Raw genomic sequence first — 14,525 nt, forward strand, 5'->3', positions numbered from 1 at the left:
GATGTGATCGTTCTGAAGAGTGAAACGAGTAAGGTGGATCAGTCTGTTACTGTTAACTATCGGACGTGTCCTTTATGTGAAGCGACATGCGGCTTGGAAATTCATACAAAAGGTCAGGAAGTCATCCATATTAAAGGAGATAAATTAGACCCTTTAAGCCGTGGTTATTTATGCCCTAAAGGTTATAGCTTAAAAGAATTACACTCTGATCCGGATCGACTAACAAAACCGATGATTCGTAGAGGAGAGCATTGGCAGGAGGCCTCTTGGGAAGAGGCTTTCACAGAAATCAGGATGAAACTGCGTCCGATTATCGAGAATGATGGAAAACATGCCGTCGGAGTTTACTTAGGAAACCCGATTGTTCATAATTTAGGATTGATGTTATATATGCCGATGTTCCTGCGCTCTCTAGGAAGCAGAAACATCTTTTCCGCTAGTACATTAGATCAGATTCCTAAACAGCTTTCATCCGAATTTATGTTTGGAAGTGACAGCAATCTTTCAATTCCTGATATTGACCGTACCGATTATTTAGTCATGATTGGCGCGAATCCGTTAGCTTCTAATGGCAGTTTAATGACAGCACCGAATATGAGAGGGCGTCTAAAGTCACTTCAAGAACGCGGTGGTAAATTCATAGTTATCGACCCTGTTCGTACGGTAACAGCGAAACAAGCCGATGAACATCATTTTATTCGTCCAGGGACCGATGCATTATTTTTATTCGGAATGATCCATACACTTTTTGCTGAGAATTTGGTGAACTTGGGTCATCTTACGGATTTTGTTCATGGGGTGGAGGACATTGAGAATTTGTCGAGAGATTTCGCTCCAGAGCTCGTAGGTCCCAAATGCGGTATCCCAGCGGAAACAATTCGCTGTATCGCACGTGAATTAGCAACAACTCCTAAGGCTGTTGTTTATGGAAGAATGGGAACCTGTACCCAGCTGTTTGGTACGATGAATAGCTGGCTGATTGATGTCATCAATGTGCTCACTGGGCATCTGGACAGTGAAGGTGGCGTGATGTTTACGAATCCGGCAACGAGGCGAACACAAACGAAAAAAGCCCGTAAGCCGCGCTATAATCGCTTTCAATCCGCTGTTAGAAATTTACCCGAGGTACTAGGAGAACTTCCAACGTCAAGTCTGGCAGAAGAGGTCGAAAATCCGGGTCCTGGTCAGATCAAAGCCTTTATATCGGTGGCTGGCAATCCCGCTCTTTCAGCGCCTAATAGCGAACGGTTAAACAAAGCCTTGGAAAAAGTGGAGTTTATGGTTAGTTTGGACTGTTATTTAAATGAAACGACGCGGCATGCCGATGTGATTTTACCAGCACCTTCACCGCTTGAGCGCTCACACTATGATATTACTTTTTATAGTCTAGCGATTCGAAATATTGCTCATTATTCTCCTGCCGTTTTTGACCTACCAAAAGAGCACAAAGACGAGTGGGAAACGCTCCTACATTTAACTGCCGCTATCAGCGATCAGGAAATCAAAGGAGATATAACCAAAACAGTAGATGACCTTATGATAAAGGAAATCATCAAACATGAGGTAAAGAACGAAAATTCTCCTATTTATGAAAAGAATGTAGTAGAAGTAATGGGCTTGTTGAACGAAAAAAGAGGACCTGAGCGGTTACTAGACTTTTATTTAAGGGTTGGTCCATATGGAGACCACTTTGGTAAGAACCCTGATGGATTAACTCTATCTGTACTAGAGGATCACCCTCATGGCATGGATTTAGGAGCGCTTCAACCTAGAATAAAAGATAGTCTACAAACGCTTTCAGGCAAAATTGAGTTAGCTCCATCTGTATTGATTGATGATGTCGACCGTCTGAAAGAAACAATGAACAGACATTCTGACCAACTTCTTCTTGTAGGACGAAGGGATCTGCGCAGCAATAATTCCTGGATGCACAATCTCCCCGTACTAGTAAAAGGAGAAGATCGTTGTAAACTTTGGCTTCATCCAGATGATGCGAAACGGATCAATCTCCAAGCTGGAGATCAGGCGCTAGTACATTCCCGGACTGGCCAAATTATAGTGCCTGTGCAAATTACAGACGATGTGATGCCAGGAATAGTTAGCCTGCCACACGGATGGGGCCATAATCTACCGGGGATTCGTCTTCACGTCGCAGAGCAGAATGCCGGACGCAACGTAAACATTTTAACAGATGAACAAGTCATCGATACCGTTTCAGGAAACGCCGTGCTTAACGGAGTTCCTGTTCGGGTTGAGAAGGCAGAGGATACTTCAATAGATCCAAAAGCTACTGATGCTATGCAAGAAAAGTAAATGATTAAGCTTTTTTTAGACATACATGGAAGTAGTAAGATAGGTGAATTATACAGCGATGCTTCTTTCAGAGGAGCATCGTTTTTTATTACTAACAAAAGATATTTTTATCAAAATAAATTATATTTTTAACGTAACAAAAATTAAGAAATATAGGTTATTTGGGTAGATGAAATTTATAGCTAGATTAAGTTCCATTATTATTAGGGGGGCACTATGTACCATAAACAGATCATCCCATACTTATTATTTTTATTACCATTAACGCTATTACTAACAGCCTGTTCCACTTCTCCGCAATATCACACACCAACAAATGAGCAGGTTCAAGAATTTTTGCAAACCCATAAAATAGACCCATTAGCCATCAGAGACGTAGGTGAATATTCAACCGTCGTTTTAATTCAAACGGATTTGAGTAACGCTTATTATACGTTGCATTCGACCGAATCAGGAGAAGTGGAACATAGCTATTTAGGAAGTAACAATAATGATGCTAAAACGATGCCCGTTTCGATTCTTAACGGTGTAATTGATTTGACCTTTGTTAGTCTCATTATAAATGATGACGAACTGTTTGAAGCTGCCGACCGAGTAGACGTTTTATTTCAATCGGGCAAAAAAGTAACCGAGGAAGTAAAAGGCAGAGGCGTTATTGTTTCAAGTAAGTTAAAAGGAATCGACGGGGAGTATATCGAAATTGAAATCTACGATAAAAATAATCAGTTATTAAAGCGGCTCGAACGGTAAAATCATATTGTTTTTTTGATTTTTGCTTGATCCTTATAAAATATAAGGTAAAACTGAAAATTTGAAGCTCATTGTCCGTATTACATATAGTGAAAGTATTATTTTCTGCCTTTAGATGGTAGATGATTTCTAGAGTTGCTCTTCCATTTTAATAAAAAATGCTTGGTGAAATGGTTCTGGGAATTAAATAATATAAGCGATATTTACGCTCCCAACTATAAAACAATAACAGTTATGAACATGAACCATTTTAAATATTCGTGAGGTGATCTCTTGTTTAAAAAAAGAACAAAAGTTGGTAAAATAATTGGATATAGCGGGTACTTTATCTTTCTAATTGGAGTGTTTTCCTTGGTCGACGGAACGAACGATTTATTAAGAAATTCTTTTCTTATTGTCGGTGCTGCTGGTATTCTCGCTTCCAATTTCTTTCGAGTAAAGAAGGATGAGAAACAATGAAACAGAGATTAAGACGTGTTTTTTTATGGGGAGGGATAGCGGTTATATCACTTGTTATGATTGCTGCTATTTTTATCAATCTAAATACATATGACCCTATGGAAAAAGCTCTAGAAGCTATGAAACGGCCGAATGTCGTTGTGGAAAATAATACGATTATTTTTAACCCCGAGGGGCCGCCTATAGCAAACATTGTTTTTTATCAAGGAGGATTAGTAAAGACTGAGGCCTATGCCGTTTTAGGGCAGTCTTTAGCTCAAGAAGGCATACGTGTCTTTATGCCTAAAATGTTCTTAAATTTAGCTATAACTAATACTGGTGCCTTTGAGAATATCCGGCAAACGTATGAAAATGGACAAAGATGGTTTATTGGTGGACACTCTCTTGGAGGTGCGAGTGCCTCTATATATACAGCGAATAACGTTAATAATGTAGACGGAATTTTCTTTTTAGGTTCTTATCCAAGTGATAGCAGTGTCTTAGCTGAAAAGCCTTTAAAAGTTCTTTCTATTCATGCAACAAATGATCAAATACTCGATTATGATAAATACATTGAAACTAAGGATATTTTGCCAAAAGACACGGAATTTATTGAAATTGAGGGCGGCAATCATTCTAATTTTGGTTATTACGGTCTACAAAGAGGTGATGGAAAGAGTAACATTTCACGGGAAGTTCAGCATGACTTGGTTGTCGAGGCAATTGTACAAATGATAAGAAATCAATAAGAGAGAAGCGGTGGCAAGAGCTATCGCTTTTTTGTATAGTGGAACTTCATTTTTAGACTTAGACCCATTCTCCATGCATAAACTAACAGCAATGGAAAAAAATAAAGAAAATGCTTTTAAATTGGAGAAAAAAGGTAGATATCATGTCAGGAAATTATCCAGCTTATTTTGATGAATTAGAGAAATTACACAAGCAGCTTGTCGAGTTGAGATATGAATATTGGTTATCCCATAATTTGTTCACATTCCAATGGTGGTTGCTTGTCATTGTGTTTATCGTGCCATGGTTCATTTGGTGGAAGTACGTTGATAAGAAACGATTACGTTCGATTTTGTTATTTGGAACGTTACTAATGTTACTCGTCATCATGTTAGACGATATAGGAGTCGAAGGTAATCTCTGGTCATATCCCTATCAGTTGATTAATTTGTTGCCACGCTTAATCCCAATTGATCAAGGAATTATTATTGTAGCACATATGTTTTTATATCAATATTTTCCTAAATGGAAAGGGTTTATTATTGCGAATACCATAATGGCCCTGCTTTTTTCATTCTTTTTTGAACCTCTCACTGTTTGGCTCGGTATTTATCGAATTGAGAACTGGCGCTATATTTATTCTTTACCTATTTATATAGCCAAGGCAGCTTTCATTAAATGGCTCGTGGACCACGTTATCTTGAAAGCGGAATCTAAGCACAAACAGCAAGGCTAATTGATTTGCGTTTCATTTATAATAGTGGAAACAGCACATTTCAATGATCATACAGTGTGCTGTTTTAATTTGCCTTGAATATTATCCTTTAGATATGCATTCAGTCAACTCTATAAACATTTAGTAAATTATAAATAAGTACTTTTAAACTATCTAACAAAGTCTAGTAAACTTAGATTAAGGTGGTTAGTAGAGGAAAATGATGATTGGAGGACGATAATGAACAGATTAAACATTATCACGCTAGGAACAAAAGATATTGTGAAGAGCCATGAATTTTTTAAAAATTTAGGATTTGATACGTCGGTCAGAGGACTTGAATCTAATCCGGATATTATCTTTTTCAAAAACGAAGGCACTAGAATTGCCCTATATCCACTAGAAGAACTGGCTAAAGATATCAATCCAGGACAACCACCGCAAATCGGTACGGGATTTTCTGGCATCACGTTAGCTTATAATGCTAAATCAATGCAAGAAGTAGATGATATCTTAAATCAGGCTGAACTAGCAGGTGCCGTCATTGTCAAGCAACCGGAAAAAACCGACTGGGGCGGATATGGTGGATATTTTACCGACTTAGACGGCTACTATTGGGAAGTGGCGTACGGGGAGTTTTGGGAGTTCGATGCTTCCAACATGTTAGTGATTGAGGATGAATGATCGTTGTTAGCCTTAGTTTAGAATAAAGGCATAGAGAAAACTCTCTATGCCTTGTTCAATGTAAGTTAAAATTAAGAGTAAATCACCACTGAAAGAAAAACTTTAAAGACATTGTCACTGCTGTGTAAGAAACGACTCCAATCGTAAACGTTAGATAATGAGCTTCATCATCCGGTGGCAGTTCATATTTAAGCACGTTCAATATCATCGCCCCCGAAATAAACGCAAAAATAATCGATTCGATGAGTGGTGATAAATCGATTGTCACTCCCAACAACCATCCTGCTAGAATCCCGGTTGCAAGGACATAACGACCGACATGGTTATAAATATCGGCATACTCTCGCCACAAATCATGGGCAACCGCAACAAAATGCAGACCGACTGCTATTCCATAGAATACAGCCTGAATGCCTAACACATCATGTGAAATGATCGTATACGCGACCAACATATTATAAATGCCGAAAAAGATAATCTGTAACCAAAAGAGTGTTCGCGCTTTATGCGTTTTGTCATTAAGCTGCGCCTTTCGAACGACTTTCTGTATACCGTAAAAAATTAACACCCCTATTAAACCAATAAAGTATAGCTCAGACTCCATTGTGAAATAATCGCCGTATTTTTTAACGATAATCTGCTCCTTGTGTAGTGTCGGCAGTACGTATACAAATACATACGATACAGCTAATCCACCAGAAAAAGAAAACCACTTTAACCGCTTAATTCGATCAGATGGAATCACTTTATTTGCAAGTAGATGTATTAAAATAAAGGCCAATCCCATGATAAATGCATCGAGTGTCATGTTTTTTACCCCTTCATCAAGGTCTTAGTATATCTTTTCCAGAAGAGAAGTAGATCATGAGGGGTTCTAAAGCAGGAATGAAGCATTTATCGTGAAAGAAAATGACTTATTGTCCGTTTTGAAGATTTATTGTCTGATTTGAAAATTTATTAGCTGAAATATAATTTTATTGTCCGATTTCATTTCTTATTGTCCGTTTTCTATTTTTATTGTCCAAAGTGTGTCTTCAGTATTCCTATTCAGAATTATCAACCCATCATTAACCTCAACACCGAGACAAGAAGTAAATAGACAAGTTCCATTTAAGTACTATAGGTCCAACTTAAATCTCCTACTAAATCAATTCCCAAAAAGCAGTAACCATAACATGAAACTTCCCCCGGCTTCTATGCATGATTTGGCCAAGTTCTGAATAGCTATTAACAAGGGTGACAAGTACTCCAATTGGGGCTTGGCCTATGGAAAGTCATCGATTAGTGACCAGTCATCCATCTCACGGATCATTTCATCGTTATAGTGAACGAACGTTTTAGGGCGAGACAACATCTTAGTTTTTCAAATAGGGGGATTTATCATGGTTGAAGCTATTTTGACGTTTTTTACGAGTGAACAGCAAGCCCAAGCGGTTTTAGCCAATCCATTGATTGAGCTTATTTTCATGGTGTTATTTCTGACATTTGTCGCAGCGATTGTGCTTCATTTTACGTTGTTTAGCAAGTTGAGGAGAATCCGAAATCATATCAATGATACAAAATCACTGGATATTGCGCCGTTAAATACATTCAAAGAAGAATATGAAGCGAGTAAAAATCAAGATGCAGTAAAAGTAGAAACGTTTGTTCAAAATAAGTTCTCTAGTTGGCGTGTGTTTAATGTACCTGTCGTCAGTCTTATTAAAATGATCCAAATGACCGTGTCTGTTTTTATCTTAGTTGGTGTACTAGGAACGTTTATCGGACTTGCGATGTCACTTGGAAGTATTGATGCAACTGGGGATCAGCTAGTAGAAAATGTCGCGCTCGTCCTTGCTGGTATTGATGTAGCGTTTTATACGAGTATTGTCGGTATGGGATTATCCCTCATCATGACGGTTGTTACTAGAGTAGCAAATACGGAATTCATGTTAACTGATATTATGTTAAAGACCGAGTCCCATTTAGAAGAGAACGAACAAGATGGTATGGCCCGTCTTATTGATGTGTCTGAAACGATTAATGCTTCCATTGTCGAATTACGAGAAACGAATCAGGAATCACTACAAAACATCGTTCAATCGTTCCAGGGCTTTCAAGAATATACAGTCGGTCTACAGCAATCGGCGAAAGATTTAGCTAAATTTAATGAAGGCTTAACACAAAACTTAAAAGATTTCGTTGTTATTTTTAATAGTATGAGAGATTTAACAAGCGGTTTTGATAAAGGAGTAACGAAGCTTAATAAGAACTTTGACCAACTCTTTCAATACTTTTATAAAATGGACCAACGCAATGAACGAATGACGAGTGCCTTTACCGAAACGTATAAAAAAATAGATGAACTCACTACATCTCAGATGGAAACGATGAATGAATTCCAAAACTCGGTCGTTGATTTAAAAGATTACTTCTCTTCTGTAGCAGAAAGGCAGGAAGCAATCTATGTATCTTTCGACCGAATGAATGCCCAAAGTGAAAACCTTGTGAAGATGATGCAGCAAAATAATCAGCAATTTGAGCGGATTTTCGGTGAGGATGTGAGTTCGAAACTCACTTCTATAACCACCTATTTAAATGAACTGAAAAATGACTTTAATAAATTGAACCATTCGATCGTTCGTCTACCAGATTCACTAGAGACAATTAACAAAGCACAAACGGAGTATCGTAATCTTTTATCATATCGATTTGATGAACTGAAACAATTCAACCATGAATTTATAAATCAATTAAAAGCACAATCGGCTAATGCGCACACGTTTGAAAAACACTTGAGCGATGCGACACGTTCCTATGAGCAAACAGGCCAACAAAACTACCAATTATTGAATGAAATTAATCGAACGATCACACAAATGGGCGACTCATTTAACCATAGAGAAAATCAAATCGAGTCTAGTGTCACCGCTCTAAAAGATACGATGAACCGATACGTTACAAATCTAGAAGGAACGTTGGGAGACAAATTAGATAAAGTGAGTCGCAACATCGGTGATTATGTTGTCCAGATGAATGACGCGATCAAAAAAGAGTTTAAGCAAATCGGGGATATTACCGAAGAAAATCAAGTAAGAAGTGCCCGCTCCATGCAGCAAACGATGAATGATTTAGGTCAAGAATTCCAACAGTTAAACCGTCAGCTTCATCTGATCTCACAAGAGTCGATGAGACAAAATGAGCGAGTAAGGGTTGTAACCAATGATTAATAAATATAAAAAGCTGTTTAACGGAGAGCAGGAGGAAGGGCACTTTTGGCCGTCATTTACGGACTTGCTAACGGCGATCTTACTATGTTTTATCTTGATTTTTATCATTATGATGGTCATTAAATCATTTCAAATTCAAGAAATGAAACGAACGATCGATCAAATTATGGGCGTTCGCGTTAATTTAATCCAAGACCTAAATGAGGAATTCAGCGACTCGACCTTAAATATTGAAATCGATGAGAAAACTGGAGCACTGATTTTTAATACCGACATTTTGTTTGAGTTTGATGCAACTGAATTAAAGCCAGAGGCGTTCCAGTTTTTAGATGAGTTCGTTCCCGCTTATTTAGATGTGTTACTAGAAAGCGGCTATGAAAATTATATTTCTGAAATTATTATCGAAGGTCACGCCGATAAGATCGGGAGCTACTTGTACAATTTAGAACTGTCGCAGCAACGAGCGTTTAGTGTCGCCGAGTATATTTTGAGTGAAGATTTCCCGTATAAAAACATTCAAGAACACTTAAAAGATAAACTAACAGTGAACGGAAGATCCTACAGTGAAGGGCGCACAGATGCAGATGGGAACTACAGTAATAAAGCGTCCCGCCGTGTTGAATTTAAATTCCGCTTGAAAGATGAAGAGATTTTAGAGAAAACCCGCGAATTGCTAGGGAACTAATAGAACACCACGCCATCACTGGAGTGAAGTCCATGTGAGGCGTGGTTTTCACATTTTGGCAAATAAAAGTGTTAAATCGGACAATAAAAATTGAAAACGGACAATAAATTTCGATTTTGGACAATAAAATAAAAAAACGGACAATAAAGTAGTGAAACCGACAATAAAACGAATGCAGGCGCGATCTTCGCCGTCACCAAGCATGAATGAAGCTCATTTTTTCTAATGAATTAACACTTTCTATACTCAATGATAAGGATAATGCAAAATTCGTTCCTTAACATCCAATTCTTTCCGGGTATTAAATGTGAGAACCGTATATTTTCCGACGAAACCAACCCCAGCTGGCAAATGGAAACTTGGCATATTCGGGAAAAAATCATCCTGATACTGAATGGACGTCGGATGGTTATGTCCAGAAATATCATAGATAACAAGATGAGGGTCACGCGAACAACTAGCATCAATGATTTGTTTTAGCTTCAATTTTTGTTCGTCTGTGAAATGAAGACAAGGGCCATGATGTGTAGCTATAAGTACTAAATCTGTATCTCTATTTTCGTTTAGTTCAAACTCGATCCAGTCGAAGGCTTCCTTTTTAAAATAACCAGGTCCGCCTGTTGCACGCTCTCCATTTTCATCATAGGCCGTTTCAGCCATAATCACTTTTAATCTCACTACACCGTTATCAACGACAAAACTTTGATTGAATTTCGTACCAGCAATCTCTTTTCTCATTTGCACTTCCGGAAATAGCTGATATAGGTCCTCATCTTTGCGGTTTTCTCCAAATTCATGATTGCCGCATATCCGTTCTTTTCTAATGTTGGAATCGATCGAATTCCACAGGTCATTAAATTGGTCAAAGTCAGATTGGTAGCGATCGACAATGTCCCCAAGATGAAGGACAAGTTCCGGTTGGTAAGCATTCATTTCGTTAACTAGATCCACAAAGTGCCTCATATGACTATGGGATTTGTAAAAATATTTATCTTTGAACACAGCGTTGTGCTCCTTTGGATTGCTATCCACTTCTGTTTTAAAATGCGTGTCGGTCATGACCCAGACATGTAGTTCGTTTGGGTCTTTTCTTATAGCATAGTTACTTAAGTCACTTGGATTATACATATTTATATTTCTCCTCATCTCTGTTTCTATTTGAAGCAAAAGAATATGGGGAAGGACACTTGCATCGCAATCCTAAAAATGTAAGCCACCAATTCATTCTTATAGATAATATATTTAAAAGCTTTATTTTTTGTGAGTCGATCTAATTCACGCAAATTGTCCCGAAAAATTTTTGCCCTAATTTATTATTCTAATAATATAAATATTCTGGTAATTTATTGACGATTTTAATACTAGAAAGATATACTTTAGGAAAGATAAATTATTTCATTTTCTTAAAATATTTTACATAAGATAGTTTTACAGATTAGATACTGAATGGGGGGTATTTTTATGGGGTATGATGCAATTGTCATCGGGGCTGGACTAGCCGGATTAGTAGCGACTGCAGAAATTGCCAATGCCGGTAAGAAGGTGTTGTTACTGGATCAGGAGCCTGAAGCATCGATGGGTGGACAAGCGTATTGGTCTTTTGGTGGGTTGTTCTTAGTCGATTCACCTGAGCAAAGAAGACTAGGGATAAAAGATTCCAAAGAATTAGCTTGGCAAGACTGGCTTGGGGCAGCGGGCTTTGATCGAGAGGAAGATGAAGATTACTGGGGGAAGAAATGGGCAGAGGCGTACGTTGACTTTGCATCTGGCGAAAAACGCGCTTGGCTTTATAGTATGGGTGTTCGCTTTTTTCCTGTAGTCGGCTGGGCCGAAAGAGGAGGAGGTCTTGCTGACGGTCACGGTAACTCAGTCCCTCGCTTTCATATCGTGTGGGGAACAGGTCCGGGAATTGTCGCCCCGTTTGAGAAAAGAGTTCGTGAACATATCAAAAGTGGTTTAGTAGAATACCTTCCTCGCCACCGCGTCGATCAACTTCTAACCGATGACGGTGCGATTGTTGGTGTTAGTGGCTCGGTTCTGGCACCGAGTTCAGCAGCAAGAGGGGAAGACAGTAATCGTGACATTATTGGAAACTTCGAGTATCGAGGACAAGCTGTTCTAGTATCTAGTGGAGGAATTGGGGCCAATCATGATCTCATTCGAAAAAACTGGCCAGAACGTTTAGGGGAACCACCAAAACAAATGATTTCAGGTGTACCCGCACATGTTGATGGACGCATGCTCGGTATTACAGAAGAAGCCGGCGGGCGAATTGTGAACCGAGACCGGATGTGGCATTACACGGAAGGAATTAAAAATTGGAGCCCGATCTGGACGAACCACGGCATAAGGATCTTACCAGGTCCATCCTCTATTTGGCTTGACGCAAATGGAAAGCGTTTTCAAGCGCCAAATTTCCCTGGCTTTGATACGATGGCTACGCTTGAAGCGATTAAGAAAACGGGACATGATTACTCCTGGTTTATCCTGACACAGAAGATCATTGAAAAAGAATTTGCGCTGTCGGGGTCAGAACAAAATCCCGACCTGACGGGAAAAAGCATTCGAAAAGTGCTTGGAAGGGCATTGCCTGGGCCATCAGGACCGGTTAAAGCTTTTATGGACAAAGGTGAAGACTTCATTATTGCCGATAACTTGAAGGATCTAGTAAACGGAATGAATAAGCTGACCGGCGAAAACTTACTAAACTATGAAGATATTGATAGGCAAATTAAAGCGAGAGATAATGAAATAGATAATAAATTTACAAAGGATCTTCAAGTCACCGCTTTACGTGGGGCACGAAACTATATCGGTGATAAACTGATCCGAGTAGCACCGCCACATAAAATACTAGACCCGAAAAATGGCCCGTTGATTGCGGTGCGATTGAATATCCTAAGTCGGAAAACCCTTGGAGGACTACAAACCGATCTTTTCGGGCAAGTACTCAATGAGGCGGGAGAAAAAATTCCTGGACTGTATGCTGCAGGAGAAGCTTCAGGGTTCGGTGGCGGCGGTGTTCATGGCTACCGTGCCTTAGAAGGAACATTTGTTGGCGGTTGCCTTTTCACTGGCCGTGTAGCAGGTCGTGCGATGGCGAAGAACTAAAAAAATCTTTTAAGTAAAACTTTTATTACTTTCATCTATAAAGGGACAACCCTTTTGAGCAGACTCAAATAAGAGTTCTACGAGTTTCAATCAGACTCTATGAATGATTATAAAATTATAGTCTTGAACATACGTTGAAAGATACTAAGGCCTAGAGAACATTCTCTAAGCCTTAGTTAAGTTTTTCTTTTCTATTTTTAATATTGATCCTAAGAAAAGTTATTTTTTATTCCCATTTCCTGTTTTTTGCAGCACTTTTAATCCGGTTTCCATATCGGATGCAAGTACATAATTGCGGTCGACGAATACACCCCAAATGTTTGCTTTAACCGGTACATAAGCACCAATTTCTACTGGATTACTCGGATCTGTGATATCTACTACACGTACGCCATCAAAATAATGGGATAAATAAAGGGTGTTTCCGTGAACTTTAGGATCATGGACCGTAAATCCAGGATAACCTTCTCTTTTGTTTTTAGAATTGTCCGTTTGGAACGTACTTAATAGTTTAGGATTTGACTTATCTTTAATATCATAAATCCGTACATAACCAAATCCAGGTTCATATCCGTGACGATTTGGATTAAAGACTTCTCTTGTTTCAACTAAGACTGTTCCGCCTTTTGCTAGAGCCGCAGTATGGGCAGCACCTTGAACGCCTTCTTCAAAAGACGTACGACCTAAGAACTTAGGCTCTTCTGGTGTACTAATATCAAGCATAACCGTTCCTAAATCCCAGAATGAAACATAAGCTGTTTTTCCAGTTACGTCAGCAATAACACTATGTGCATTAGCCCCACGCAGGTGACCATGTTCATCGGTCCAACGATAGTTGTCCATCTCTGGAATAATGGTTTTCGGATCAAATTGATGCAGTTCTTTTGGTTCAGCAGGGTTACTAACATCAACAATTACAAAATCATGAACAGCTCCACCAGAACGTCTAAAAGAACCAGAGTTGGCCGCTAGTAATAACGCCCGGTTTCCTTGTGTCGTTAAATATAATTCATGCGTTCCACCGCCGTTTAAATGACTTTCAGGAGTTTCCCAAAAACCTAATTCTTTTGGATTGGTTGGATCGGTTACATCATAAATAACAGTTCCGACCTTTTCGGCAGCCCCACTAAATCGTTGGACACTTACCACCGCTAAATCTCCTTTAAAGTGAGGCGTGTTAACAGTTTTAACAATGATCTTTTCCTGCCATGTTCCAGGTAAGTTATCCGCAAACTTTGCCACTTCAACAGGGTTAGCTGGATCCTTCATATCAAAAACACGAACTCCTTCATTCGAGCCTGATCCTAAACGGTGCGTTCCCATATAGGCATACCCTTTATAGGCATAAACATCTCCACCAGTAACAGGTAAACCACTATCAGAAGGGGCTAAAGGAACAGCAGCAACCTCACTTAAGTATTTAACATTTTTACTTCCTTCCATGACAGGTATTTCATTGATACCACTATCCCCAGTTCTGTAGGCTCCATTTAACTCTTCGTATTCGTCTTTTCCTAAGCCGTCAAGATCACATGCTAGAATAGGGGATGCGACCAGAACTGTTGATAATGTTGCAATTGAAAGAACTCGTAAAGCTTTTTTCATAAAAAACCTCCTCATATGAATTATATGGTGTTCCAAAAAATAGACTATTATTTAATACTATTTTCGTATTCCGAAACACTACCAATATAATATATTAAAAATTCAGAATAGAATATATTTTCTTCATAGTTAAATATTACCTTTTTTATATGTAACTATTGACTAAGGAAATTGGCTAAAATGTAAAAAAATAATAGGAAAGAATAATATAATAGTTGGAAAGTCCGTTAATTTACTCCAACTATCCTAATCAGATTAATTGCATTAAGTGTTTTCTATTTATTAA

Annotated in this window: 12 protein-coding genes; 9 read left to right on the plus strand and 3 right to left on the minus strand. The window is 38.7% G+C overall.

Annotation, left to right across the window (positions count from 1 at the left end; all coding sequences use genetic code 11):
- Positions 1 to 3 precede the first annotated feature (3 nt).
- The 6 genes from AC2VNP_RS00430 to AC2VNP_RS00455 all read left to right on the plus strand — a co-directional run bounded on the left by AC2VNP_RS00430 (position 4) and on the right by AC2VNP_RS00455 (position 5,629).
- Positions 4 to 2,313: a molybdopterin-dependent oxidoreductase gene (locus AC2VNP_RS00430; RefSeq protein ID WP_486915064.1), complete on the plus strand. Its 2,310-nt coding sequence runs from the start codon at positions 4 to 6 to the stop codon at positions 2,311 to 2,313.
- A 216-nt stretch (positions 2,314 to 2,529) separates the two neighbouring features.
- Positions 2,530 to 3,063: a hypothetical protein gene (locus AC2VNP_RS00435; protein ID WP_486915066.1), complete on the plus strand. Its 534-nt coding sequence runs from the start codon at positions 2,530 to 2,532 to the stop codon at positions 3,061 to 3,063.
- 273 nt (positions 3,064 to 3,336) lie between these two features.
- On the plus strand, positions 3,337 to 3,522 hold the full coding sequence (locus AC2VNP_RS00440) for a hypothetical protein (protein ID WP_486915067.1): 186 nt from the start codon (positions 3,337 to 3,339) through the stop codon (positions 3,520 to 3,522).
- Positions 3,519 to 4,250: an alpha/beta hydrolase gene (locus tag AC2VNP_RS00445; RefSeq protein ID WP_486915069.1), complete on the plus strand. Its 732-nt coding sequence runs from the start codon at positions 3,519 to 3,521 to the stop codon at positions 4,248 to 4,250. Before AC2VNP_RS00440 ends, AC2VNP_RS00445 begins: the two co-directional genes overlap by 4 nt.
- A gap of 143 nt (positions 4,251 to 4,393) precedes the next feature.
- Positions 4,394 to 4,966, plus strand: coding sequence for a CBO0543 family protein (locus AC2VNP_RS00450; protein ID WP_486915071.1), 573 nt, complete (start codon positions 4,394 to 4,396; stop codon positions 4,964 to 4,966).
- Positions 4,967 to 5,185: 219 nt separating this feature from the next.
- Entirely contained in the window at positions 5,186 to 5,629 is a 444-nt protein-coding gene (locus AC2VNP_RS00455; RefSeq protein WP_486915073.1) for a VOC family protein, read from the plus strand.
- A gap of 82 nt (positions 5,630 to 5,711) precedes the next feature.
- On the opposite strand, the gene AC2VNP_RS00460 is transcribed toward AC2VNP_RS00455, so the two are convergent.
- Entirely contained in the window at positions 5,712 to 6,437 is a 726-nt protein-coding gene (locus AC2VNP_RS00460) for a hypothetical protein (RefSeq protein WP_486915075.1), read from the minus strand.
- A gap of 574 nt (positions 6,438 to 7,011) precedes the next feature.
- Here AC2VNP_RS00460 and AC2VNP_RS00465 point away from each other — a divergent pair.
- Both AC2VNP_RS00465 and AC2VNP_RS00470 read left to right on the plus strand, forming a co-directional pair.
- Positions 7,012 to 8,838, plus strand: a complete 1,827-nt coding sequence (locus tag AC2VNP_RS00465) for a MotA/TolQ/ExbB proton channel family protein (protein WP_486915077.1) — start codon at positions 7,012 to 7,014, stop codon at positions 8,836 to 8,838.
- Positions 8,831 to 9,523 carry an OmpA family protein gene (locus AC2VNP_RS00470; RefSeq protein WP_486915079.1) on the plus strand — a complete coding sequence of 231 codons (693 nt, stop codon included), beginning with the start codon at positions 8,831 to 8,833 and terminating at the stop codon, positions 9,521 to 9,523. Before AC2VNP_RS00465 ends, AC2VNP_RS00470 begins: the two co-directional genes overlap by 8 nt.
- Before the next feature lie 246 nt (positions 9,524 to 9,769).
- On the opposite strand, the gene AC2VNP_RS00475 is transcribed toward AC2VNP_RS00470, so the two are convergent.
- Positions 9,770 to 10,651 carry a metallophosphoesterase family protein gene (locus AC2VNP_RS00475; RefSeq protein WP_486915081.1) on the minus strand — a complete coding sequence of 294 codons (882 nt, stop codon included), beginning with the start codon at positions 10,649 to 10,651 and terminating at the stop codon, positions 9,770 to 9,772.
- A 333-nt stretch (positions 10,652 to 10,984) separates the two neighbouring features.
- On the opposite strand from AC2VNP_RS00475, the gene AC2VNP_RS00480 reads away from it, so the two are divergent.
- Positions 10,985 to 12,634 carry an FAD-binding dehydrogenase gene (locus AC2VNP_RS00480; RefSeq protein WP_486915082.1) on the plus strand — a complete coding sequence of 550 codons (1,650 nt, stop codon included), beginning with the start codon at positions 10,985 to 10,987 and terminating at the stop codon, positions 12,632 to 12,634.
- Between the two features lie 219 nt (positions 12,635 to 12,853).
- Here the strand turns inward: AC2VNP_RS00480 and AC2VNP_RS00485 are convergent, their stop codons facing one another.
- Positions 12,854 to 14,239: an LVIVD repeat-containing protein gene (locus tag AC2VNP_RS00485; RefSeq protein WP_486915084.1), complete on the minus strand. Its 1,386-nt coding sequence runs from the start codon at positions 14,237 to 14,239 to the stop codon at positions 12,854 to 12,856.
- Positions 14,240 to 14,525: the final 286 nt, after the last annotated feature.

It is taken from the genome of Alkalihalobacterium sp. TH-98 (assembly GCF_057473385.1).